This is a genomic window from Pseudomonas antarctica, assembly GCF_001647715.1.
Lineage (GTDB): Bacteria > Pseudomonadota > Gammaproteobacteria > Pseudomonadales > Pseudomonadaceae > Aquipseudomonas > Aquipseudomonas antarctica_A.
In genome coordinates, this window is sequence record NZ_CP015600.1 from 2305208 (window position 1) to 2329549 (window position 24342).

At 59.4% G+C, this 24342-nt stretch carries 22 protein-coding genes and 1 pseudogene; 12 read left to right on the top strand and 11 right to left on the bottom strand.

Annotation, left to right across the window (positions count from 1 at the left end; genetic code table 11):
• Positions 1 to 68: 68 nt before the first annotated feature.
• Positions 69 to 824 carry a methyl-accepting chemotaxis protein gene (locus A7J50_RS32255; RefSeq protein ID WP_410524798.1) on the top strand — a complete coding sequence of 252 codons (756 nt, stop codon included), beginning with the start codon at positions 69 to 71 and terminating at the stop codon, positions 822 to 824.
• 55 nt (positions 825 to 879) lie between these two features.
• On the opposite strand, the gene yegQ is transcribed toward A7J50_RS32255, so the two are convergent.
• Complete coding sequence (gene yegQ / locus A7J50_RS10665) at positions 880 to 2193, bottom strand: tRNA 5-hydroxyuridine modification protein YegQ (protein WP_064451755.1); 1314 nt, start codon at positions 2191 to 2193, stop codon at positions 880 to 882.
• Between the two features lie 357 nt (positions 2194 to 2550).
• Between yegQ and A7J50_RS10670 the strand changes: the two genes are divergently transcribed.
• Positions 2551 to 3618 (top strand): AI-2E family transporter, encoded by a 1068-nt coding sequence (locus A7J50_RS10670; protein ID WP_064451756.1) that lies wholly within the window; start codon positions 2551 to 2553, stop codon positions 3616 to 3618.
• Between the two features lie 19 nt (positions 3619 to 3637).
• Here A7J50_RS10670 and A7J50_RS10675 read toward each other — a convergent pair whose 3' ends face one another.
• The 3 genes from A7J50_RS10675 to A7J50_RS10685 all read right to left on the bottom strand — a co-directional run bounded on the left by A7J50_RS10675 (position 3638) and on the right by A7J50_RS10685 (position 4692).
• Positions 3638 to 3820 carry a hypothetical protein gene (locus tag A7J50_RS10675; RefSeq protein ID WP_053255422.1) on the bottom strand — a complete coding sequence of 61 codons (183 nt, stop codon included), beginning with the start codon at positions 3818 to 3820 and terminating at the stop codon, positions 3638 to 3640.
• A 91-nt stretch (positions 3821 to 3911) separates the two neighbouring features.
• On the bottom strand, positions 3912 to 4106 hold the full coding sequence (locus tag A7J50_RS10680) for a hypothetical protein (RefSeq protein WP_053255423.1): 195 nt from the start codon (positions 4104 to 4106) through the stop codon (positions 3912 to 3914).
• Between the two features lie 232 nt (positions 4107 to 4338).
• Positions 4339 to 4692 (bottom strand): hypothetical protein, encoded by a 354-nt coding sequence (locus A7J50_RS10685; RefSeq protein WP_053255424.1) that lies wholly within the window; start codon positions 4690 to 4692, stop codon positions 4339 to 4341.
• A 156-nt stretch (positions 4693 to 4848) separates the two neighbouring features.
• On the opposite strand from A7J50_RS10685, the gene A7J50_RS10690 reads away from it, so the two are divergent.
• The gene (locus tag A7J50_RS10690; protein WP_064451757.1) at positions 4849 to 5667 is read left to right on the top strand and encodes a shikimate 5-dehydrogenase; all 819 of its coding nucleotides are present in this window, start codon (positions 4849 to 4851) and stop codon (positions 5665 to 5667) included.
• A gap of 116 nt (positions 5668 to 5783) precedes the next feature.
• Here the strand turns inward: A7J50_RS10690 and A7J50_RS10695 are convergent, their stop codons facing one another.
• A complete protein-coding gene (locus tag A7J50_RS10695; protein WP_064451758.1) occupies positions 5784 to 6434 on the bottom strand; it encodes a YceH family protein in 651 nt (216 codons plus the stop codon).
• Positions 6435 to 6559: 125 nt separating this feature from the next.
• Here A7J50_RS10695 and A7J50_RS10700 point away from each other — a divergent pair, with 125 nt between their 5' ends.
• Positions 6560 to 7069, top strand: coding sequence for a DUF1993 domain-containing protein (locus A7J50_RS10700; RefSeq protein ID WP_053255427.1), 510 nt, complete (start codon positions 6560 to 6562; stop codon positions 7067 to 7069).
• A gap of 69 nt (positions 7070 to 7138) precedes the next feature.
• Here A7J50_RS10700 and sstT read toward each other — a convergent pair whose 3' ends face one another.
• Positions 7139 to 8359, bottom strand: coding sequence for a serine/threonine transporter SstT (sstT, locus tag A7J50_RS10705; protein ID WP_064451759.1), 1221 nt, complete (start codon positions 8357 to 8359; stop codon positions 7139 to 7141).
• Between the two features lie 241 nt (positions 8360 to 8600).
• On the opposite strand from sstT, the pseudogene A7J50_RS10710 reads away from it, so the two are divergent.
• Positions 8601 to 9757 (top strand): annotated as a pseudogene (locus A7J50_RS10710) (MFS transporter).
• Positions 9758 to 9761: 4 nt separating this feature from the next.
• Here the strand turns inward: A7J50_RS10710 and nhaR are convergent.
• The gene (gene nhaR / locus A7J50_RS10715; protein WP_064451760.1) at positions 9762 to 10664 is read right to left on the bottom strand and encodes a transcriptional activator NhaR; all 903 of its coding nucleotides are present in this window, start codon (positions 10662 to 10664) and stop codon (positions 9762 to 9764) included.
• A gap of 134 nt (positions 10665 to 10798) precedes the next feature.
• On the opposite strand from nhaR, the gene A7J50_RS10720 reads away from it, so the two are divergent.
• The 4 genes from A7J50_RS10720 to mnmH all read left to right on the top strand — a co-directional run bounded on the left by A7J50_RS10720 (position 10799) and on the right by mnmH (position 14059).
• A complete protein-coding gene (locus A7J50_RS10720; protein WP_064451761.1) occupies positions 10799 to 11050 on the top strand; it encodes a hypothetical protein in 252 nt (83 codons plus the stop codon).
• Positions 11051 to 11078: 28 nt separating this feature from the next.
• Positions 11079 to 11828 carry a TerC family protein gene (locus A7J50_RS10725; RefSeq protein WP_064451762.1) on the top strand — a complete coding sequence of 250 codons (750 nt, stop codon included), beginning with the start codon at positions 11079 to 11081 and terminating at the stop codon, positions 11826 to 11828.
• Between the two features lie 93 nt (positions 11829 to 11921).
• Positions 11922 to 12956 carry a selenide, water dikinase SelD gene (gene selD, locus A7J50_RS10730; protein WP_064451763.1) on the top strand — a complete coding sequence of 345 codons (1035 nt, stop codon included), beginning with the start codon at positions 11922 to 11924 and terminating at the stop codon, positions 12954 to 12956.
• Complete coding sequence (gene mnmH / locus A7J50_RS10735) at positions 12956 to 14059, top strand: tRNA 2-selenouridine(34) synthase MnmH (RefSeq protein WP_064451764.1); 1104 nt, start codon at positions 12956 to 12958, stop codon at positions 14057 to 14059. Before selD ends, mnmH begins: the two co-directional genes overlap by 1 nt.
• A gap of 128 nt (positions 14060 to 14187) precedes the next feature.
• Here the strand turns inward: mnmH and A7J50_RS10740 are convergent, their stop codons facing one another.
• Together A7J50_RS10740 and A7J50_RS10745 are read right to left on the bottom strand one after the other, a co-directional pair.
• Entirely contained in the window at positions 14188 to 15243 is a 1056-nt protein-coding gene (locus tag A7J50_RS10740) for a permease (protein ID WP_064451765.1), read from the bottom strand.
• A gap of 58 nt (positions 15244 to 15301) precedes the next feature.
• Positions 15302 to 16003: a hypothetical protein gene (locus tag A7J50_RS10745; protein ID WP_064451766.1), complete on the bottom strand. Its 702-nt coding sequence runs from the start codon at positions 16001 to 16003 to the stop codon at positions 15302 to 15304.
• Between the two features lie 251 nt (positions 16004 to 16254).
• Between A7J50_RS10745 and A7J50_RS10750 the strand changes: the two genes are divergently transcribed.
• The 3 genes from A7J50_RS10750 to hemB all read left to right on the top strand — a co-directional run bounded on the left by A7J50_RS10750 (position 16255) and on the right by hemB (position 18905).
• Positions 16255 to 16953: a glutathione S-transferase N-terminal domain-containing protein gene (locus tag A7J50_RS10750; protein ID WP_064451767.1), complete on the top strand. Its 699-nt coding sequence runs from the start codon at positions 16255 to 16257 to the stop codon at positions 16951 to 16953.
• Positions 16954 to 16956: 3 nt separating this feature from the next.
• Positions 16957 to 17799 (top strand): PhzF family phenazine biosynthesis protein, encoded by an 843-nt coding sequence (locus A7J50_RS10755; protein WP_064451768.1) that lies wholly within the window; start codon positions 16957 to 16959, stop codon positions 17797 to 17799.
• Positions 17800 to 17930: 131 nt separating this feature from the next.
• The gene (gene hemB / locus A7J50_RS10760; protein ID WP_053255439.1) at positions 17931 to 18905 is read left to right on the top strand and encodes a porphobilinogen synthase; all 975 of its coding nucleotides are present in this window, start codon (positions 17931 to 17933) and stop codon (positions 18903 to 18905) included.
• A 96-nt stretch (positions 18906 to 19001) separates the two neighbouring features.
• On the opposite strand, the gene A7J50_RS10765 is transcribed toward hemB, so the two are convergent.
• Both A7J50_RS10765 and A7J50_RS10770 read right to left on the bottom strand, forming a co-directional pair.
• Positions 19002 to 19358 carry a hypothetical protein gene (locus tag A7J50_RS10765; protein WP_064454900.1) on the bottom strand — a complete coding sequence of 119 codons (357 nt, stop codon included), beginning with the start codon at positions 19356 to 19358 and terminating at the stop codon, positions 19002 to 19004.
• A 5-nt stretch (positions 19359 to 19363) separates the two neighbouring features.
• Positions 19364 to 24154, bottom strand: a complete 4791-nt coding sequence (locus A7J50_RS10770) for an RHS repeat-associated core domain-containing protein (RefSeq protein ID WP_064451769.1) — start codon at positions 24152 to 24154, stop codon at positions 19364 to 19366.
• Between the last annotated feature and the right edge of the window lie 188 nt (positions 24155 to 24342).

Sequence of the window (24342 nt, forward strand, 5' to 3'; positions counted from 1 at the left end):
AGATGACTGCGCAACTCACCGGCCTGGTGAGTCAGGTATCGGACCAGGCCCAGCGTTCCGAGCAGGCCATGGAGCGCCAGCGTCACGAAACCGATCAGGTCGCCACCGCGATCAACCAGATGTCTTCCGCTGCGCAAGAAGTCGCGCGCAGTGCGCAGGGTGCTTCCGTGGCGGCGCAGCAAACTGACGTGGAAGGCCAGGCCGCCAAGCGTGTGGTGGACGGCAGCATCGCGCAGATCCATGCGCTGGTGAACGATATTCGCAGCAGCGGCGTGTCCCTCGACAGCCTGCAACAGGACGTGTCGTCGATTGTCAGCGTGCTTGGCGTGATCCGCTCGATTGCCGAGCAGACCAATCTGCTGGCGCTCAACGCCGCCATCGAAGCCGCGCGGGCCGGCGAGGCCGGGCGTGGTTTTGCCGTGGTCGCCGACGAGGTCCGCGCCCTGGCCAGTCGCACCCAGACCAGCACTCAGGAAATCCAGGGCATGATCGACCGCCTGCAAAAAGGCACCGAGGCCGCCGTGGAGTCGATGCGCCGCTCCAGCGATGCGGGCGACGGTACCTCGGCCCGGGCCAACGAAGCCGGGGCGTCGCTGGACACCATGGCCCAATTGATCGGCACCATTAATTCCATGAACGCGCAGATTGCCAGCGCGGCGGAAGAACAGACCGCCGTGGCCGAAGAGATCAACCGCAGCGTGCATCAAATCGCCGTGGCGGTGGACAGCGTGGCCGATGAAACCCAACTGGGCGCCCAGACGTCGCGCAGCCTGGCGGACCTCGGCCAGCGGTTGGGGCAGCTTGTCGGTCAGTTCAGGATCTAACCAGACCTGGCTTGGAGGCTGGGTTGTCTGAGGTTAATACCAGGCCCACGCGCGTTCAGATATCCCGCATCAGCAAGCCAAATTGCAGGTCCATCTGCGCCGGCAGCGGTACATACACGGTGTGCCCATCCCCCGGCGCCACCTCGATGGCTTCGCCCTTGGCATTGTGCAGCGTGGCCAGGTCAAAGTGAAAGTTACCGGCGGGGGTCATCAGTTCCAGGTGATGACCCACGGCAAAGCGGTTCTTCACCTTGACCTCGGCCAGCTCGCCCCGGCGTTCGCCGGTCAATTCCCCGACAAACTGCTGACGTTCCGATACCGAGCTGCCGTTCTGGTAGTTCTGGTATTCGTCATGCACATGACGGCGCAAAAAGCCTTCGGTGTAGCCGCGTTGCGCCAGGGACTCCAGATCGGTCATCAGGTTACGGTCAAAGGCTCGGCCGGCCACCGCATCATCAATGGCTTTGCGATACACCTGGGTGGTGCGCGCGCAGTAGAAGTGGGATTTGGTACGGCCTTCGATCTTCAGCGAATGCACGCCCATGTGGGTCAGGCGTTCCACATGCTGCACCGCGCGCAGGTCCTTGGCGTTCATGATGTAGGTGCCGTGCTCATCCTCGAACGCGGGCATCTGTTCATCGGGGCGGTGGGTTTCTTGTAGCAGAAACACCTGATCGGTCGGCGTACCAATACCCAGCGTAGGCTGAAACTCCTGGACGATATCGCCGGTGGCGTTTTCCATCGCCGGCACCGCCTGGTATTTCCAACGGCACGCATTGGTGCAGGTGCCTTGGTTGGCGTCGCGTTTGTTCATATACCCGGAAAGCAGGCAGCGGCCGGAATAGGCCATGCACAAGGCACCGTGCACAAACACTTCCAACTCCATGGCCGGCACGTGCTGGCGGATTTCGCCGATCTCTTCCAGTGACAGCTCCCGCGACAGAATCACCCGGCAGATGCCTTGCTGCTGCCAGAACTCCACACTGGCCCAATTCACCGTATTGGCTTGCACCGACAAGTGAACGGGCATCAAGGGGAAGTGGCGTCGCACCAGCATGATCAGCCCCGGGTCGGACATGATCAGCGCATCCGGGCCCATGGCGATTACGGGGGCCAGGTCTTTGAGGAAGGTCTTCAGCTTGGCGTTGTGCGGCGCAATGTTCACCACCACGTAGAAGCGTTTGCCCAGCGCGTGGGCTTCGTGGATGCCGAGTGCCAGGTTGGCGTGGTCGAACTCATTGTTGCGCACTCGCAGGCTGTAGCGCGGCTGGCCGGCGTAGACCGCATCGGCGCCGTAGGCGAAGGCATAGCGCATGTTTTTCAGGGTGCCGGCGGGGGCGAGCAGCTCGGGGGCGATCACAGGGGGCATGGGCTCAAGTCGCAAAAGGTCGCGAGGGTAAAGGAGCCGGCAGCGGGCTTTATTGATCCAGATCGTCCTTTTGCTGACTTTGTATCGCCAGCGGGTTCGCGACACGCGCGCGACACCTCAAGGGCTTCCAGGCCCTGTGTAAAGACCTCGGCGCAGCGCTACGAAAAGGATGGCCTGGTGGTCATCGGCGTACACACCACGCAATACGCGCTCTGTTGAGTGAGGCGCGGTCGGATACTTCAAGCCATCGAGCGATGCGGTCTATGCTCGTTCTATAAACAAGGGCACTCCCAGGTTTCGCAGCGGACTAAGCAACAGGGCTTACGAAGGCCCTTTGCTTTCTGACATGGACCGGACATGAACCAAACGAACCTGCAATTCAAAACCCTGCTGTTGTTGCTGGCCCTGGTCACCATCGCCTTTATCTGGATATTGCTGCCGTTCTACGGCGCGGTGTTCTGGGCGGTGATCCTCGGCATTATCTTTGCCCCTATGCAGCGGCGCCTGCAGCTGCGGTTTGGCTGGAACCGCAACCTGACATCCCTGGCCACCCTGACGGTGTGCCTGATCATTGCGATTCTGCCGGTGATCATTACCAGCGTGCTGTTGGTGCAAGAGGGCGCGACGCTCTATAAAAATATCGAGAGCGGAAAACTGGATGTGGCGGGGTATATCGAGCAGTTCAAAAACGTGCTGCCGCCTTATTTCCAGCACCTGCTTGACCGCTTTGGCATGGGCAACCTGGAAGGCCTGCGAGAAAAAATCGTCAAGAGTGCAATGCAGGGCAGCCAGTTCTTTGCGACCCAGGCATTCAGCTTCGGCCAGGGTACGTTTGATTTCCTGGTGAGCTTTTTCATCATGCTGTATCTGCTGTTTTTCCTGCTGCGCGACGGCCCGGAACTGGTGCGCAAGGTACGCACGGCGGTGCCGCTGGCCGAGCCGCAAAAGCGTCGGTTGCAGCTCAAGTTCAACCGGGTGGTGCGCGCGACGGTCAAGGGCAACGTACTGGTGGCCGTGACCCAAGGTGCGCTGGGTGGTTTGATTTTCTGGTTTCTGGACATTCCCAGTGCGTTGCTCTGGGCGGTGCTGATGGCGTTTCTTTCGCTGTTGCCGGCGGTCGGCGCAGGAATTGTATGGGCGCCGGTGGCTGCCTACTTCCTGTTGAGCGGTTCGATCTGGCAGGGCGTAGTGCTGGGACTGTTCGGCGTTTTCGTGATTGGGTTGGTGGACAATGTGCTGCGCCCGATCCTGGTGGGTAAGGACACCAAGATGCCGGATTACCTGATCCTGATCTCGACCTTGGGCGGCCTGTCTGTGTTTGGCCTGAACGGGTTTGTGATCGGTCCGCTGGTAGCGGCGCTGTTTATGTCCAGTTGGGCGCTGTTCGTGGAAAGCAAGCCACGGGTCAAGCTGCCGTTGCCCTAGACGTTACAGAGCGTGAGGCTCATGCGTGGAGTCTGAAGTTCGACGCTTGCTGCAGCTGTTTTTCGGCGGCGGACAACGAGGTGAGCGGGCCGCTGATGGGCTCGCCATCGCGCACCAGATACCAACAGGCCAGCAACCCGTGCTCACGAAGAGGGGCGGGGACTGCGCTGCCGATGACGGACATGATCTGAACAGTGGGCATAGGTACCTCCAATTGCTATGGAGGTCACCATACTGGCTGTTTGCCCGTAGGAAAAATCACCTGGCTCGATAGTCGACATTAACGCCAGGCGTCAATCCACCACTTGATCGAGCATGGAAACCACTTCCTGTTCACTGAGCAGGCCTTTACGCACCAGGTTTTCCGCCAGCAGCGACAGGAATTTTGCGCTGCGGTGGCCCTCAAGGTGCTTGAGTTCGGTCAGTGCGCTGTAGACCTTGCTGGACGTACACAGGCCAGCGGTTCGATGCGGGTTTTGCGTGGGCATGGTCAGTCGTCCTGTTTGTTATTGGGTGGACAGTGTCGATAGTGGGAGTGTTTCGTGACACAAACATGACAGCGCGAGGCGCGTTCGAGCAAGGGGTCATTGGCCATAATCATGTGCGATTACGCGTCGACCATTGTCCTCAGAGCGACCTTGGCAGGATGAATCCGGACTTTTCAGGCAAAAAAAGGCCCCGCGTGTAGGCGAGGCCTGTACCTGTCATCTCAATTGCGTGTTACCAGCCGCGACCATAATAGCCGTGGGGAGGGCCGTAATAGCCGCGCGGTGGGCCGTAGTAGACCGGCGCCGGGCGGTAGTAAACCTGTTGTTGCACATACACCGGTGGTGGCGGTGCGTAGTAGACCGGCGGCGGCGCGGCGTAAACCGGTTGCGGCTGGACATACACCGGTTGCTGCACGTAGACCGGCTGGGATTGGCTGGCAACCACGGAGCCCACTACGGCTGCGCCGACCAAAGCACCCAATACGGCCGGGCCACCCCAACCACCACCGTGGGCGGAGGCTTGGCCTGCCATAGCGAGTGCGCCGATAAGCAAGGCGATTTTGGGGATTTTACGAATCATGGTCATTCCTCGGTTAGCCCCTGCGCTTGTGGTCTGCAATCAATAGACTCAAGGATTGTCGCGGGGATACTTTTAAGACAACGTATTTCTGAAAAACAGCACGGCCGATAGGTAAAGGTTGTGTAAGGTCTGTACCGAATTGCTTACTCAAAGGAGTTACCCATGCAGATGCACCCCAACAAGGACACCCAGCTGTGTATGTCATTGTCGGCGCGCCCTGGGAATTTTGGCTTGCGTTTCCATAACCATCTGTACGAACAGTTGGGTTTGAATTTTTATTATAAAGCGTTCAGCAGCCAGGATTTGCCCGGCGCGATCGGTGGTATTAGGGCGCTGGGCATCCGTGGTTGCGGTGTGTCCATGCCGTTCAAGGAAGCCAGTATCGCCTTGGTCGACGAGCTGGATGAGTCGGTCAAGGCTATCGCTTCCCTCAACACCATCGTCAACACCAACGGCCATCTCAAGGCCTATAACACTGACTACATTGCTATCGAACAGCTGCTGAAAAAACACGCAGTGCCAAAAGACGCGACCTTTGCCCTGCGTGGCAGCGGCGGCATGGCCAAGGCCGTGGCCAGTGCCTTGCGCGACGGTGGTTATACCAACGGCGTGATTGTGGCGCGCAATGAGGCGGCAGGCCGGGCGTTGGCACAAGGTCTGGGGTATGAGTGGCAAGCGCAATTGGGTGAGTTGCGCCCGCAGATGTTGGTCAACGTGACGCCGATTGGCATGACCGGCGGGGCGGAGGCCGACCAGTTAGCCTTTGAGGCTGGCGCAGTGGATGCCGCGGACACCGTCTTTGATGTGGTGGCGATCCCCGCCGAAACGCCGCTGATTGTGCGCGGGCGTGCCCAGGGCAAGCGGGTGATTACCGGGCTGGAAGTGATCGCGATCCAGGCGTTGGAGCAGTTTGTGCTGTACACCGGCGTGCGGCCGACGCAGGCGCAGTTTGAAAAAGCCGTGGCGTTTGCCCGAGCCTAGAGAACACTGAAGAACCCATGTAGGAGCTGGCTTGCCTGCGATAGCATCATCCCGGTGTACCTGATGTACCGAGGTGTCTGCATCGCAGGCAAGCCAGCTCCCACCTGTTGACCGTGTTAAGCCTGTTCCAGCTGCGAAAGGCGCTCTTCCAGCGCTGCAATCCGGGCTTCAAGTTCTTCGATACGATCCGAAGAGACGGCACCGGCCGACCGCTCCACCGGATTACCCCGCGCCGACAGAATCACTTCAATATCCGCCGGATCGCCCAGCGCATGGGTATAACGATCTTCCCGTTGCCCCGCCTGACGCGGCACCAACAGCGCCAGCCCGCGCGCAATCAGGCGCTCCAGTTGGTGCACCACCTGCTCGGCATCTTCAAAATCATGCATGCGTCCGCTGCGGGTCAGCAGTTCATTGACCGTCTGCGGCCCGCGCAGAAACAGCAGCCCGATCAGTATCACCTGGGCTGGCACCAGCTCCAGTGCCTTGTCCACACGATGCTCCCAGCGGTCGGCCCGGCTGCCCATGACCAGGCGCGTAAAGCCTTGGCCTTCCAGCGCGCGCAGGCTTTGCCCGACTTGGCCTTGGCTGAGGTTCGTCACCGGCTCGCGGCTGGTTTTCTGGTTGCAGGCCAGCACCAATGCATTAAGGGTCAGGGGGTAGGTTTCCGGGTTGGTCGCCTGTTTTTCGATCAGGCAGCCCAGGATGCGAATTTCCGTGCTGTTCAGGCGCGGTTCTGGGGTGTCGGTGGCGTGCTCGGCGGTCATCGCGCTTTCCCTATGCAGTGAGTCCCCTAGCCTAATCCTGAAAAAATAAAAGACAAGCTGCACACGCGGCTGGCATGTCTATAATCGCCGCTGGTTACACACCCTGCCATCACCGCGAGACTGTCATGACTATTTCCCTGTACGCCGCCTCCATCCCGGTCTTCAAGCAAATGCTCAACGCCCTGAGCGATGTGCTGAACAAAGCCGAAGCCCATGCCACCGCCAAGAACATCGAGCCCAATGCACTGCTGCAAGCGCGCCTGTTCCCGGATATGTTCCAGCTGGTGCGCCAGGTGCAGATCGCCGTCGACTTCGCCAAGGGCGTTTCCGCACGCCTGGCCGAGATTGAAGTGCCGAAGTACGAAGACAGCGAAGTGACCTTTGCCGACCTGCAAGCGCTGATCGCCAAGGTGCTGGCGTTTGTCGACACCATCAAGCCCGAGCAAATCGATGGCAAAGAAGGCATCGAGATCATCACCCGCCCAGGCACCCCGAAAGAGAAGCGCTTCAGCGGCCAGTCCTACCTGCTGACCTACGGCCTGCCGCAGTTCTTCTTCCACGTCACCACCGCTTACGCCTTGCTGCGTCACAACGGCGTAGAAGTGGGCAAGCGCGATTACATGGGCGCGTTCTAAGCACCCAGGTACAAAAAAGCCCGGGGCGGTTCTGCAACGAACCGCCCCGGGCTTTTTTTCGCCTGAGGGTTAAGCCGGCTGTTCTTCCTGGCCCAGGCACGCGGCGGCGGTAAACAGCACATCGGTGGACGAATTGAGCGCGGTTTCCGCCGAATCCTGCAACACACCAATGATGAAGCCTACGGCGACTACCTGCATGGCGATCTCGCTGGGAATACCGAACAGGCTGCACGCCAGGGGAATCAACAGCAACGAGCCACCGGCCACGCCCGACGCCCCGCATGCACACACTGCCGCCACCACGCTGAGCAACACGGCGGTCGGCAGGTCGACGGCAATCCCCAGGGTATGCACGGCCGCCAGGGTCAGCACGGTGATGGTGATCGCGGCACCGGCCATATTGATGGTGGCGCCCAGTGGGATCGATACCGAATAGGTGTCTTCATGCAGGCCCAGGCGTTTGCTCAACGCCAGGTTTACCGGGATATTTGCCGCCGAACTGCGGGTGAAGAAAGCGGTGATGCCGCTCTCACGCAGGCACATCAGCACCAGTGGGTAGGGGTTACGGCGCAGCTTCCAGAACACGATGGCCGGGTTGACCACCAATGCCACGAACAGCATGCAGCCGATCAACACCACCAGCAGGTGAGCGTAGCCGAGCAGGGCACCAAAACCCGAGGTGGCCAGGGTCGAGGCCACCAGGCCGAAGATCCCCAGCGGCGCGAAGCGAATCACCACGCGCACGATCAGCGTCACGCCGTTGGACAGGTCGTCGAGCACGGTGCGGGTGGTTTCGCCAGCATGGCGAATCGCGATGCCCATGCCGATGGCCCACGCCAGAATGCCGATAAAGTTGGCATTCATCAGTGCGCTCACCGGGTTATCCACCACGCTCAACAGCAGGCTTTGCAACACCTCGCCGATGCCGCCGGGAGCGCTTACCGCGACGTCATGGGTGGCAAGCACCAGGGACGACGGGAACAGCGTACTGGCAACCACCGCCACGACGGCAGCCGCAAAGGTGCCGAGCAGGTACAGGAACAGGATCGGCTTGATATGGGTTTCCTGGCCGTGTTTATGGTTGGCGATCGAGGCCATGACCAGCACGAACACCAGGATCGGTGCGACGGCCTTCAGGGCGGTGACGAACACCTTGCCGATAAAGCCGGTGGCGCGGGCAGCCTCGGGCATCCACAGGGCCAACAGGATCCCGGCAATCAAGCCGAAGACAATTTGGGTGACCAGGCTAACGCGCAGAAGTCGTTGCAACAGGGAAGGGGCAGCAGTCATAAACAGTTGTCTCTAGTTTTTTTAATAGAACGCAGCATTGCAGGCGGAAAGTGCTGTAGGCAGTAGGTGCGGAGTCTAACATGCTGTAGGAAGCGTCCCGTTCGGTGCGGCATTGCGTCACCCACACCCGCAGGCTTTGGCAAAATCCAGACATACTCTGTTAATATTCTCCTCTCTCATCTTTCCTCTCCGTCAGCGAGCCCTTCGGGCTGTCGTTGATGTCGTCGTTTCTGGAGTTTTCATGTTGTTTCCCATCCTGCTGCTGTCGGCCGCCGGCTTTACTGTGTTGACCACAGAATTCGTCATCGTGGGCCTGCTGCCGTCGATTGCCCGGGACCTGAATGTCAGCGTGTCCCAGGCGGGATTGTTGGTGACCTTGTTCGCCTTTACCGTGGCGGCGTTCGGTCCGTTTCTGACGGCGTACTGCGCGCGCTTCCCACGCAAGCGCTTGTTTATCAGCATCCTGATCATGTTCGGCGTGGCCAATACCGTGGCGGCGCTGGCGCCGATATTTGGGTGATGGCGTTCGCGCGGCTGATACCGGCGCTGGGGTTACCGGTGTTCTGGGCCTTGGCCAGCGAAACCGCGGTGGACATTGTTGGCCCCGAATACGCCGGGCGAGCCATCGAAAAAATCGGCTTCGGCATCGTCTGTGCCACGGTGTTCGGCATTCCGGTCGGCACGTTGATTTCCGACATGTTCGGCTGGCGTACCGCGTTTGCCATACTGGCGGTCGTAGCGTTGGCCAAGGCGTTGCTGCTGTTCATCTACTTGCCGGTGACCCAGCCGAAGAACGACCAGGTGACGCTGCGCTCGCAATTCAAGATCCTGCGCAACCCGTTGATGCAGGGTCATATCCTGCTGTCAGTGCTGGTGTTCAGCGGCATGTTCACCGCTTATACCTACCTGGCAGACATCCTTGAGCGCCTGGCCGGGTTCGACGGCACACTGGTGGGCTGGTGCCTGATGGGGTTTGGCGCGGTGGGCCTGATCGGCAATTCACTCGGCGGGCGCGCAGTGGATCGCCACCCATTGATCGCATCCATGGTGTTCTGTGGGTTCATGATCGCGGGCATGGTGGCGGTGGTCCCGGCGATTCACTCCACTGTCGGCCTCGCGGCGGCGATGGCCGTGTGGGGCGTGACCCAGGCGGCGATGTTCCTGGTCAGCCACGTGCGGTTGATGAAGGCCGCGCCCCATGCGCCAGCGTTTGCGGCGTCGTTGAATATCGCCGGGGCCAACCTGGGCATTGGCCTGGGGGCAATGGTCGGTGGGCATGTGATCGACACCCTCGGCCTTGGCAGCCTGGGCTTTGCGGCGTCCGGGTTTATCCTGGTGTCGATCTTGCTGGCGTTGTGGCTGATGACCGCCAGGCAACCGGTCGCATCCAACGCCTGAGTCGTCAGGGCAGGGCGGTAAACAACTCGCGTCGGGCACCTTCGGTAATCGCCACGATGCCGGGGTGCTTGACCTTGCGCTCCACCGAGATTGCATAGAACGACTCGGTCACCGCATCGGTCTGGCCGATCAGCGCCACGCCGTACTGGTGCACCACCTCGTCGGCAATCACGCTGGGAGCGATAAAGATTCCGCTGCCCGATTGGCCAAACGCCTGCATTAATGCACTGTCATCGAACTCACCGATGATCTTCGGTTGAATCTGCTGCTCGGCGAACCAGCGTTGCAAGCGGCTGCGCACCACTGTCTCGGCCCCCGGAATCAATAATGGCGCCCCCTGCAGGCATTGTGGGAAATCGCCACCGTACTGGTCGGCCAACGCCTGGGTGGCGAAAAAGCTGATGCCACATTCCCCCAGTTTCTGGCTGTAGCCTTTGATGTCCAGGTGAGTGGGCATGGGGCTGTCGGAGATCACCAGGTCGAGACGCTGGATCGCCAGGTCTGCCAGTAAACGTTCGAGTTTGTCCTCGCGGCAGGTGATACGGATTTGTTCGCTCAGCTCCATCGTAGGTGCAATCAGCCGGTAAACGATGGATTTGGGCACCACATCCGCCACGCCGACCCTGAACAGGATCTGCTGTTCATTGGGCTGCGCGCGCAACATCGCCTCCAGTTCGTTGCCGGTCTGGAACATTTGCTCAGCGTAGGGCAACGCCTGGCGCCCGGCTTCGGTGAGTTCAAGCTGGCGGCCGACACGCTGAAACAGTGCAATACCGAAGGTCTGCTCCAGCAGGCTGATCTGCCCGCTGATGGTCTGGGGCGTAAGGTTCAATTGCTCACAGGCGCGCACGATGCTGCCGGTCTTGGCCACCACCCAGAAATAATGCAGCTGTCGGTAATTGAGCATCGTCGTATACACTTCGTAAAAATCGAAGTATACGCGAGAAAAATACGAATTTTCCTGAACTGTTCAGCTGCATAGAATGCCTCGCTATCGAGGGGCCACTATTTGGACCCACTGGTTCTAACGAGGAATACAGCATGCAACTCAATTCCCTGGGCGCGGCGGCCTTACTTGCGCTTTCATTGGTGGTGATCAGCGGGTGTGATCAGGTCGAAAAAAGCGCCCAGCAAGTGCTGGGCAAGGCGACCGAGTCGGCCAAGCAAGCCATCGATGACACCCACAAAGCCGCCGAGCAGGCATTGAGTGAGGCGACGCAAGGCCTGATCAGTCCGCAAAAAAAGGCTGATCAGCAAGAAAAAGAGCCTGAAACGAGCAACAAAGAAGCCTAATTCCCCAGCACAACGTCAGGACTGACCTATGGACTACCTTTTACAACTGGCCGCCAGCCCCACCGCCTGGGTGGCACTGGCCACCTTGATCGTCATGGAAATCGTGCTGGGCATCGATAACCTGATCTTTATCTCGATCCTCACCAACAAATTGCCTGAAAAGCACCGAGCCAAGGCGCGGCGTATCGGTATCAGCATGGCGCTGGTGTTGCGCCTGGGCCTGTTGAGCACTATCGCGTTTATCGTGAAGTTGACGGCCCCGGTATTTGAGATCTTCGGCCAGGCGTTTTCGTGGAAAGACATGATCCTGATCGCCGGTGGCCTGTTCCTGGTGTGGAAGGCGACTACCGAGATCCATCACAGCATGGACCCTGAGCCGGAAGAAAAGGCGACCACCGGCAATGTGGTGACCATCGGCTTTGCCGCGGCGATTGGTCAGATCCTGCTGCTCGACCTGGTGTTCTCCATCGACAGCATCATCACCGCCGTGGGCATGACCGAGCATTTGCCGATCATGATCATTGCCGTGGTGACCTCGGTTATCGTGATGCTGGTGGCGGCTGAACCACTGGCCAAGTTCATCAACGACAACCCGACGGTCGTGATGCTGGCCCTGGGCTTCCTGATCATGATCGGCATGACGTTGATCGCTGAAGGCTTCGGCGCTCACGTGCCAAAAGGCTACGTGTACGCGGCCATGGCGTTCTCGGCGGTGATCGAGTGCCTGAACATCGCGCGGCGCAATCGCCATAAGCGTTTGCTCGCTGCCAGGCAGTAACGGCTAAACCCAAAAGCCGGCTGAACTCCCAAGAGTCCAGCCGGCTTTTTGCTGTCTGATAGAATCCGCCCACTTGTTACCTTGAGGTCCACCATGAACGAGCCGATTCGCCTCACCCAGTACAGCCACGGCGCGGGTTGCGGCTGCAAGATTTCGCCCCAGGTGCTGGAAGTGATCCTCGCCGGCAGCGGCGCGCAGAACCTCGACCCCAATCTGTGGGTCGGCAATGCCTCACGCGACGATGCGGCGGTGTACGCCATCGACGACGAACGCGGTGTGGTTTCCACCACTGACTTTTTCATGCCGATCGTCGATGACCCCTTTGACTTCGGCCGCATTGCCGCCACCAACGCGATCAGCGACATCTACGCCATGGGGGGCGACCCGTTGATGGCCATTGCCATTCTGGGCTGGCCGGTGAATGTGCTGGCGCCGGAGGTTGCCCGCGAAGTGATCCGTGGCGGCCGTTCGGTGTGCGATGCCGCCGGTATCCCGCTGGCGGGTGGCCACTCCATTGATGCCCCGGAGCCGATTTTCGGCCTGGCCGTGACCGGCATCGTGCAAAAGCGCCATATGAAACGCAACGACACCGCTACCGCCGGCTGCAAACTGTACCTGACCAAACCGCTGGGCATCGGCATCCTCACCACTGCCGAGAAGAAGGGCAAATTGCGCGAGGCGGATGTCGGCGTGGCCCGTGACTGGATGTGCACACTCAATAAACCCGGCAGCCGCTTCGGTAAGTTGGGCGGCGTCACGGCCATGACGGATGTCACCGGTTTCGGCCTGTTGGGCCACCTGGTGGAAATGGCTGACGGCAGTGGTCTCACGGCCCGCATCGAGTACGAAAAAGTCCCACGCCTTGCAGGGATCGAGGATTACCTGGATCAGGGCTGCATGCCCGGTGGCACCTTGCGCAACTTCGACAGCTACTCGAGCAAACTCGGGCGCTTGCAGGAGCTGCACAAACGCGTGCTGTGCGACCCGCAGACCAGTGGCGGCCTGCTGATCGCCGTTACCGCCGAAGGTGACGCTGAGTTCCACGCGGTGGCCGCCGAGCTGGGCCTGAGCCTGGAGCCGATCGGTGAACTGGTTGAGCGACAGACACACGCGGTAGAGGTGTTTTGATGGCAACCGACATCACCAACTACCGCGACATCTTCCTCAACGACCGGCCGATGATGGATACCCGCGCGCCGATCGAATTCATCAAGGGCGCGTTTCCCGGGGTGATCAACCTGCCGTTGATGACTGACGACGAGCGCCAGCGGGTCGGCACCTGTTACAAACAGCAGGGCCAGCAAGCCGCGATTGTGCTGGGGCATGAGCTGGTCTCGGGGGCAATCAAGGCCGAGCGTATCGAACAGTGGGCGCAGTTCGCCAAGGCCAATCCTGACGGTTACTTGTACTGCTTTCGCGGCGGGCTGCGCTCGCAGATCGTGCAGCAATGGTTGAAGACTGAAGCCGGTATCGAGTATCCCCGCGTCGGCGGTGGCTACAAGGCCATGCGTACCTTTTTGTTGGATACCGTGGAGCAAGCGACCGCCGAGTGTGATTTCGTATTGCTGGGCGGCATGACCGGCACGGGTAAAACCGAGGTGCTTGGCCAGTTGCATAACGCCCTGGACCTTGAGGGGCACGCCAACCATCGCGGTTCCAGCTTCGGCAAGCGCGCCACGACACAACCGTCCAACATCGACTTCGAAAACCGCCTGGCGGTGGACCTGCTGAAAAAACGCGCGGCGGGTATCGAGCAATTTGTCGTTGAGGATGAGAGCCGCATGATCGGCAGCTGTGCGCTGCCATTGCCATTGTACAAAGGCATGCAGGCGTTCCCGATGGTGTGGCTGGAAGACAGCGTTGAAGGCCGGGTCGAAAGGATCTTGCGTGATTACGTGGTCGACCTGTGCGCCGAGTTTATCCAGGTGTTTGGAGAAAATGGCCCGGCGCTGTTTGCCGAGCGCCTGACCCAGAGCCTGGCCAATATCCACAAACGGCTGGGCGGCGAGCGCTTCCAGCGCTTGCAGGCTGTTTTGCAGGACGCTTTGGCTGAACAGGCCCGCAGCGGTGCGGTGGACTTGCACCGGGTGTGGATCGAAGGGTTGCTGCGTGAGTATTACGACCCGATGTACGCCTTCCAGCGTGAAAGCAAAGGCGCACGGATCGAGTTCGCGGGGGAGCAGGGCGCGGTGGTGGATTATTTGCGCGAGCGCAGTGCCAGGCGAGAATAATCGGTGGGTTTGAGGGCCTCTTCGCGAGCAAGCCCGCTCCCACATTTCGATCGCAATCCTACAGGATGAGCCCGGTTGGATGTGGGAGCGGGCTTGCTCGTGAAAGGGCCCTGAATGTCGCCAGAAATCTAAAGAAGGACCGCCCCGATCAACCCACACACCACGCCCATCAGCATGGTCAGCCCGGCCACCGTCACCAGCACGCGCGCATCGAAATCCTTGCGCAGCATCAACAGTGACGGCAGGCTCACGCTGGGCAGGGTCATCAGCAAGGCCACGGCCGGCCCGGTGCCCATGCCCAGGGTCATCATGGTTTGTACGATTGGGATCTCGGCGGCGGTAGGAATCACGAACAGCGTGCCGACGATCGCCAGCGGCACCAGCCACATCAGGCTGTTGGCCATGGCCCCGTCAATATGGGGGAACAGCCAGACCCGCGCAGCACCCAACACCAGCACGGCGACGATATAGATCGGGATCGTGCTCCAGAACAATTGCCACAGGGTGCGTAACCAACGGCTCAGGAACGGCTGCGACTCGACCTGGCTGACGTCGGCCACCGCATCCAGTGCGGCTTCAGGCACTTGGTCGGGCCGGGCAATCCGCTGCGCCACCAGGGACACGCCGACCACCAGCACAATACCTGCGACCAGCCGCAATGCGGTAAAGCCCCAGCCCAGCACAAAACCCATGAACACCAGGGTTGCCGGGTTCAATACCGGGTTGGCGATCCAGAAGGCCAGGGCCGCGCCCACCGACACCTGCTGACGGCGCATGCCGGCCGCCACCGGGGCCGCGCAGCAACTGCACATCATTCCCGGCAAGGCGAACAGCCCGCCACGCACGGTCGAACCCAGCCCGGCGCGGCCGAACAGACGCAGCAACCAGTCGCGGGGAATCAACACTTGCAGCAGCGAGCCCAGGATGACCGCCAGCACGGCGGCCTTCCAGATCGCCAGGAAATATACCTGGGCATAGGCCAGCGCCGCTGCCAGTGGCGAGCTTTGCTGGTCATTCAGAATCGAGGCGCCGATGCTGTGGTTATCCGCCGCCACGAACGCCTTGAGGTAGTAGGGCGACCACTTCACGTAGTAGAGGCCTATGCAGGCCACCAGCACGAACAGCGCTGGTTTCCACCAGAAGGACCAGCCCCGGTTGGGCTGGTGGGAGATGAGGTTGGGCATGGTGCAGATCCGCAGATGGTTCAATAGCGGGGCATCATACGCCTGTGGCGCCCAGGCTTCAGATATCTGCGCTGACTTGAGTTGCGTCCGGGCATGTCTGCTGGCCGTTATTCAGGCCTTGCTTGTAATTGCGGCTCAGCAGCGACGCTTTGCCGTTATGCCAGGTCAAGGTCAGGACATAGAGCGTGTCGTAGTCATCGCCTGACCAATCCTCAGTGATGGTGTGTTTTTCCCCCGAGGCTTCACTGGCCACCTTGTTGATCAGCTCCGGCAGATAGCCATGGGACCAGGCGGTATAGATGATCGCGTTGTGGTACTTGTCTTCGACCAACTCGTCGGCGAGGGCGCTGGTGTCATTGGCTGAGAATTTGATATTCACCGGCAGGCCGAGCTTGATGGCGCTGGGGCTGATGGTCATCAGCGGCCGAATGTAGCTGTAGGAATTGTCGTGTTCACCTTCCTCGACGTTGCGTGTCGGGTTGGCGGCGAATACGTAATTGGCCTTGCCGAATTTTTCCGGCAATACGCTCGCCAGGTTCATCGCGCGATTCAGGCCCTGGCAGTTGAGCTGGCCGAGGCCGCCGACCGGTTTTTCACCGTGACGCAGGAAGACCAGGGTTTGTACGCCATCCACCGGTTCGGCGCGGCTGGTCCGCGACTCCAGCGTCAGGCCGATTGCGCCGCCGACCAGAAGCAGCGGCAACATGATGTATGAATAGCGTTTAAGGCGTTTAGCAAGGCACAGAGGCTTGATTGTCATTGTAGTGTCGAGTCTTCGTGCTTGGGGTTAAGTCGTACAGGCCCGGCGCCAGTGACGCATCCGGCGTCCTGCGGTTTTCCGTGTCGTTGTAACGAGTGTCTCCGTTCACCCTGATGGCGCACTTAAGAGTGTTTATCCGCTCTTTGGTTCGTCAGCACGCGAGATTAGCGCGGCTATGTTGCGCAATCATGACCCATGCAGGACGCCGAGCCAGTGGTTATTATGAGGACTTTCCGCCTGGGGACTTTCCGATGAATGCACTCGCCGCTTTCCCGATCAACAGCAAATGGCCCGCCCAACACCCTGAACGCTTGCAGCTGTATTCGTTGCCCACGCCCAACGGCGTCAAAGTGTCGATCATGCTCGAAGAACTGGGCCTGCCTTATGAAGCGCACAAGGTCAGTTTCGAGACCCAGGACCAGATGTCACCTGAGTTTCTGTCCCTGAACCCCAACAACAAAATCCCCGCGATCATCGATCCCAATGGCCCGAGCGGTCAGCCGCTGGCGTTGTTCGAGTCCGGCGCGATTCTGATTTACCTGGCGGAAAAAACCAGCCAGTTGCTCTCCGAAGACCCGGCCACCCGCTACGAAACCCTTCAGTGGCTGATGTTTCAGATGGCGGGCATCGGCCCGATGTTCGGCCAAGTCGGGTTCTTCAATAAATTCGCCGGCAAGGAATACGAAGATAAACGCCCGCGCGATCGCTACGCCGCCGAGTCTCGGCGTTTGCTGGGCGTGCTGGAAAAACACCTGCTGGGCCGCACCTGGATCATGGGCGACGAATACAGCATCGCGGACATCGCCACGTTCCCGTGGATTCGCAACTTGATTGGCTTCTACGAGTCCGGCGACCTGGTGGGCATCGCCGATTTCCCTAACGTGCTGCGCGCGCTGGACGGCTTTGTTGCGCGCCCTGCGGTGATCCGCGGCCTGAACATACCGAGTTGAAGCATGCCGACTTTCGATTTCAAACAGCTGGATGTATTCAGCAGCGTCTCACTCAAAGGTAACCCGTTGGCCGTGGTGCTGGGCGCTGACAGCCTCACCGACCAGCAAATGGCCGACTTCGCCAACTGGACCAATCTCAGCGAAACCACGTTTTTGCTGACGCCGCGTGATTCGCGGGCGGATTATCGGGTGAGAATCTTTACCACGCTCAACGAGCTGCCGTTCGCCGGGCACCCGACGTTGGGCAGCTGCCATGCCTGGCTGCAAGCGGGCGGCGTGCCGAAAGGCGAGGAGATCATCCAGGAGTGCGAAATCGGCCTGGTGCGTGTCCGTCGTGAGGGCGATGAGTTGGCGTTTATTGCGCCGCCGTTATTGCGTTCCGGCGCGGTAGAGGCCCCTGTGCTGGAGCGCGTGCGCCTGGCGCTGGGTCTGGCGCCCGAGGCCATTGTGCGCAGCCAATGGGTGGACAATGGCGCGGGCTGGCTGGCGCTGATGCTGGCCGATCGTGACCAGGTGCTGGGCTTGCAGCCGGATTACGCGCAACTGCACGGGTTGGCCATTGGCGTCATCGCGCCGTGTGACCCGGCGCGCGACGATGTCGACACGCACTTCGAAGTCCGCGCTTTTATCGCCGGCGATGGTGCCCCGGAAGACCCAGCCACCGGTAGTCTGAATGCCGGTCTTGCCCAATGGTTGCGCAGTGAAGGCCTTGCGCCGAGCCGTTACGTGGTCAGTCAAGGCACTGCCATGGGGCGCGCCGGGCGTATTCGCGTCGAGCATCGCGGCGATGAAATCTGGATCGGCGGCGCGGTAGCGGTATGCATCGAAGGGCGTGTACAGCTCTAGATCAATGAATTGTTACGGGCCGCGCAATACACTGTTGGCCCCTTGGCGTTTGTACTGCCGGGGCCTGGGGGCATAAGCTTTGGCCCCAAAGATTATTGCCTCTACTGTTTTAGCATCCAGTCAGGAAAACCATGACCAGCCAGTTCCCCCAAGCTCGCCCACGTCGCCTGCGCCGCTCCCCGGAGCTGCGTGGCTTGTTCCAGGAAACCGAATTCACCCTCAACGACCTGGTGTTGCCGATTTTCGTCGAAGAAGAAATCGACGACTTCGTACCGATCACCAGCATGCCGGGTGTGGTGCGAATCCCAGAGAAGAAACTGGCCGGTGAGATCGAGCGTTTTGCTCGTGCCGGGATCAAATCGGTGATGACCTTTGGTGTGTCCCACCACCTGGATGCCAACGGCAGCGACACCTGGAAAGAACGCGGCCTGGTTTCGCGCATGTCCTCGATCATCAAGGACGCCGTGCCGGAAATGATCGTGATGTCCGACACCTGCTTTTGCGAATACACCGACCATGGCCACTGCGGCGTGATGCACGGTGCTCATGTCGACAACGACGCGACGTTGGTCAACCTCGGCAAGCAAGCCGTGGCCGCAGCCCGTGCCGGCGCCGATGTGATCGCCCCTTCGGCAGCGATGGACGGCCAGGTCCAGGCGATTCGCCGCGCCCTGGACGACGCCGGCTTCACCCATATTCCGATCATGGCCTACTCCACCAAATTCGCCTCGGCCCTCTACGGCCCGTTCCGCGAAGCCGGTGGCAGCGCCCTCAAGGGCGACCGTAAAAGCTACCAGATGAACCCGATGAACCGCCGCGAAGCCGTGCGCGAATCGCTGCTGGACGAGCAAGAGGGCGCGGACGCGCTGATGGTCAAGCCTGCCGGTGCCTACCTCGACATCATCCGCGACATTCGCGAAGCCTCGCGCTTGCCGGTGGCGGCCTATCAGGTGAGTGGTGAGTACGCGATGATCAAATTTGGTGCCCAGGCGGGCGCGATTGATGAGGCGCGGGTGGTGCGGGAGACGTTGGGGTCGATCAAACGTGCGGGTGCGGATTTGATCTTTACGTATTTTGCGATGGATTTGGCGTTGGCCGGGATTTAGGGTTATCGCGAAGACCCGTGGTGAGAGAGCGAGCATGTTCGCTCTCTCACCACGGGGGTTGGGCTGTAACGTCGAGTGGTGGCGTTCTTATGATGTCTATTGGTCTTTAAAACTGACCATGTATTGCTTTAAACGGCTTAAAAGGATCTGCATAAAGATTCGTTGATCAGCTATAGGGTCGCTGAAGTAAGTTGCCATTGTTTTAAATACGGCGTTGAAGTCATCATTAATAGATAAGTAGTGTTCGATCGACTCGATGAACCAATCTTGTTCTGGTTTTGTATAAGACAGAAATTCTGGCTTGGTCAGTTCGTCAAAAAGCTCAATAAGTTCTTCTTTATTGTTTACATTCTTTGAGGAGATGAAATCTTCTCTTTCCGGATTGTCCGTATTTTCAATGTCGTATGTGAACAGTAATCCACGGATTATTGCCATGCTTGGATTTTTTTTCATGTCCATCACTCGGTATATGCAGTTTTTGGTTTTCCATCTTTATCTAGTATTACTCGTGCTTTGCGTTGTTGACTATATTTCAGGTCGCCACTGGAATACCCTTCACCAATCACTCTTCCCATGTCCATCGGCTCCAATGATGCTGCATGACCGTTTCTTCTAAATATTAGCTGTGCTCGATATATCGAATTCAACTGATCCCTATGGCTCAGGTAATGCGTTGCTGCAGGTGGGTATTTAGGTTCTCCTTTTTTCTTACCTGATGTGTAAATCTCAACAATTCCTGTTGTTGGGTTTTTTGCTGATCTGACTCTTTCGAGCTGAGATTCAAGTGTTGTCTGGGCGCCGTGTTTTTCTAAAAAATGTGCGCCTGGTGTCTCCTCTTCGAGCTTGTCCAAGCGTCTGTAGGTATTTGCCTCTGCGAGCTCATCAATTTTTGCCAGTCGTTCCGCACGTGTCAGTTGAGGTAACGCGGGCTCTCCGTGATGTACACCTTTAGTTGAGTTTTGAACGTTAGCGCTTGACTTGCAACCATCTCCACCAGGACATGAATTCAAGCCTGCCGGATCAATCCAACCCGTAGGGTTCGGCACGTACTGGTACGCGTTGATCCCACCCGCCAGCTTTACCGGGTCAGGCGTCAGGTAACGACCACTGTCCGGATTGTAGTAGCGATGGCGGTTGTAGTGCAGTCCGCTTTCCGCATCGAAATATTGGCCCTGAAAACGCAGCGGGTTGTCGATTTTTCCGATGTCGAGTCGGGCAATTTCTCCGTAGGCGCGGTAGTGCGCCGACCAGACGATTTTGCCGTCAGGCGCGGTCAGTTCCTGCGGTGTTCCGAGGTGGTCGAGTTGGTAGTGGAAGGGCTGGGTGTCTTTTGGACCAAAGCCTTCCAGCAGTGCCAAAGGCCTAAAACTGTCCGGTTCGTAGATGTAGCTGCGATGACGATCTGCATGGTGTTCGGCAATCAGCTTGTCGCCTTGCCAGAAAAACTCTGTGGTGATGTCGTCGACGGTTTTGCTGATCCGCCGCCCAAACGGGTCATAGCGATAGCTGGCTGTTTGCCCGTTCGGCTGGGTAATGCCGATCAGCCGATGCTGGCAGTCGTATCGATATTCGGTGACAAGTTGGTGACCCTTACCGCGCCTTTGGCGGATCAGGTTACCGAAGGCGTCATAGTCGTAATGATGATCGCCCTGGATCATCAGGCGGTTGCCGGTAACGATGTCCGGGCCCGGTCGATCCTGCATCAGCAGGTTGCCCGCTGGGTCGTGGCCGAAGCGTTCTTGCACGCCTTGCGAGTGATCGGCGCGGGTCAGGCGGGCGAGGGGGTCGTAGTTGTAGTCGTGTTGGCCTTTACGGGTGTCGAGCAGGCGGATGAGGTTGCCGGTTTTGTCGTAGTCGTATTGGCGCTGGTAGAGGGTGTGTTGCTGTTGGCTGACAGCATGGGTGTGCAGGCGGTTTTGCTCGTCGTAGTGGTAATGACTGAGGAGCTGGCCTTGTTGGCGCTGGTGCTCGCGGCCGGTTTTGAACAGGTGGGACGTGAGGTTTTTGCCGTTCAACTCTACGGTGGCGAGGTGGCCGCCTTTGTCGTGGTTGAAGGTCAGGCGGTTGTTATCCGGCAGGCGCAGGTTTTGCAGTTGGCCGCAGGCGTCGTAACCGTAGCGCAAGGTGCCCCAGCCCTGGTGGTCGGCGGTGAGGCGGTTTTGGCTGTCGTATTCGTAGGCTAGCGCCCAGTGGCCGTCGTCGACGCTGAGGAGGTTGCCTTGGCGGTCGTAGGCGTAGTCAACAAGGTTGCCGTCGGGCAGGGTTTTTCGTACAAGGCGGCCAGCGTGGTCTCGCTTATAGCGGGTGACTAGCTGACTGCCGTCATCACCATATTCGGTCTTTTCCGCCAGGTTACCGTTGAGGTCGTAAACGTAGGCGGTACGCTGGCCGTCAAAACCGATTTCCTGCTGGATCAGGCCACTGGGGTGGTAAGCGAGCTGGTAGGTTTCGCCGACTTCATTCTCGATCGCGGTCAGCAGCAACCGTACGTTGTCGTAGCGGTAGTTGACTTGGCTGCCGTCGGCATTGATGCGGCGGCTGATCAGGTGCAGGCCGTCGGCGTATTCGTAGCGGGTGACGTGGCCCCGTTCATCGCGTTCAGCGGTGATTTTTCCGTAGGGGTTGTAGCTGTATTCCCGCGTCGCGCCGCCTGGCAACACCACACGAGTCAATCGGCCCATGCTGTCCCACTGATACTGAGTCAGCGCGCCCTGTTCATCCTCGTGCGTAACCTTCCGCCCAAGATCGTCATAGCGATAGCGCTTGATACCGCCATTCGGCAGCTGTTCCTCAAGCAACTGCCCACGTTCATTCCAGACCAGCCGGTGACAGCTGTTATCCGGATACCAAATCCCGGTCAGTTGCCCGTATTTGTTGTAGCTGTAGTCCGTAATGTGGCCGTCGGGATCGGTCTTACGAATGACGTCGCCCTGATCGTTGCGCTCATACTTCCAGACCGCTTCACCACGCCGTACTACCCGTACGAACCCGTTGTCATGCTCGTAGGAAGTCGGTTCATCCTCCCCAGGAAACAACGCCACCAGACGTCCTGCGTCGTCGTACTGATACGCTGTCACCGCGCCCAACGGGTCCTGCTCGACCGTCAGTCGGCCCTTGTCATCGTAGGATTTGAAGTGCTCGGCACCGTCGGGATCAATGCGCTGCACCAGCCGCGCCCGCTGATCGTGGACGTAAACTTCCCGACTGCCATCAGCGTTCTGAACCGTGACCCGGCCGTTGTCATCCCACGCATACCGCGTGTCCATCTGCGAAAAGCTGGCCCAGTGCCGGACACAGCGCGCCGCCTTGCCAGCCCGTTCCCACGCCCAAAAGAAACTCGCCCCACCGGCCAGCTGCCGTTCCAGAATGACGTGCTGATCGTCGTACCGATAAACCTCGCTTTCACCGACAGCGTTGGTCGCCGACACCAGTCGGCCAATATCGTCATAGGCGTAGGAAACGACGTTCTGTTCAGTCACCCATTCAAAGGGTTCATGCCCTTTGGCGCGATGAACCTGGTAGTCCACCGCAGCAATGCGGCCCTGTTCGTAGCGCAAAAACAAACACCGGCCTACACCGTTATCCAGCCGCTTAATTCGCCCTAGGCGATCACGAGAAATCCGCAGCCGGTTGTCATACGTATCACTGATGGCTGTCAGCACACCGTCGCGAAAGTGATAAAAACGCGACGCCTGAGCCAGCACCAGTTCATCGGGCAAAGCCCCCAGATAAATCGCGGCTTCGGCCAGGCTGTTGGTAATCGCCGGCCGAGCCACCGTAGCCAAGGGTAGGGCAGTCGACCGGTTCTCATGATCCGTCCACACCACCGAATCACCCGTAACCACCAACCGCTGGGCCAGCGCATGACTCCAGCCAAACCCCAACCCGCAATCCACGTCCACCGCACTGGTGCGATACAGCCGCGTCCACTCAAACGGCAAAACCCCATGCAAGGTGCCATCGGTGAGGGTCAGCAGTTCCTCCCCGGTCACCATCGACACCGGGCAGCCATTGGTGGCGGTCTTGTCCGCAGGGGCCGCCGCATCGCCGTTCGGGTTCTTACCCGCAGCGGGCACATCGTCGACATGTTCCTGGCGCACCAATGCCGTCTGCTGGGTCTTCTTACGAACCGCAGGCACCGCGTTGGAAACCAACTGCTCGCCAGCTTTCAACGACGCAACCGGCACGGTCTTGATCGGCGTCGCCGTACTACTCAACAGCAACGGCTTCACCACCACGGCATGCGGCTCCAGCCTGGGCATCACCAGCTTTGTCGCCAACAACTCCAGCAGATCCCGCGTCCGCCCAGACTTAATATGCCCAAGCGCTTGAGCACCCAGGCGCACCGCCACGCCCATTCCCGCAGTCGCCCAAATCAGCAACAGGTTGATCAACACCTCGCCGGTGATTTCCCCCATCAGCTCGTTCATTTCTTGCGGCGGCAGCATTCGCATCCAGCTGACCATCGCCGACACATAAATGAACAACAGCGGCTCATCGCTGAGTATCAGCAGGCCGTTGGCAATCGCGTCGTTGCCGAGCTTCAGCAGTTCATCAAGTTCGGTTTGGGAGATGTATTGCAGCAACTTCTCGCTGTTGGGCTTGATGTCCGCCAACAGCTCATACAGCTGGGTTAAGTTGTCCCACAGCCCGTAAAGCGCTTTGCCCATGCCACTGAGAAACGCCGCCTCCAGCATCCGGCGTTGGTCCAGCGGGGTAGCGTCCGTATAGTCTTTCCACTGCGCTTGGAGAGTGCTGTTCCACTCTCCGCGCAGGCGCGCTTCCAGCTCGCCGATCACCGACTGATAAGACGCGTACAGCGCCTTGACGTGCTCCGTGGAAACGTTGGGATAGAAGCTGATTCGGTACTGCTGGTTGCGATCACACTCGGTGATTTCGAGAATGCCGCTGGGGCCGATGGTCTTGTGGATCGGCTCGCCCAGCGGGCCGCCGTTGGGATCGACGCGTTGCAGCACCACCGGTGTGTTGCCGATGGGCACAAACCGCGTGCTCTGGAACATGTGCACCAGGGTCAACGTGCCGTTGGCCTGGCACGTGGCGACGGTGCTGCCGGGAAAAATGGAGCGGTTGATGGGCGCGACCAGCGCCACCTCGTCCCCGACCTTGAACACCTGCTCGACATCCAGCGCCGAAAAGCTCCAGAGGCTCGAAGCCCAGTCGTCGAAGGTGTTCAGGCACTCTCTAAAGTCGCGCAAGACGGTTTCAACATCGACCGTCTTTGCATCCATTGGGGCCAGGGCCAGCCTGCCAATGGCCGGGTTCAAGCGACAGCCCCAAAAATCCGGGCTTTAACGAAAAAAACCATCTGCAATCCCTCGCACTGTGTGATCAGGCGAAGGACTTTGCAGAGGTTTTAAGGAGAGATCTGTAGAGCTTGTCCGGCTATTACGTGGGAAGTTTCAGTAGTCCTTGTCAG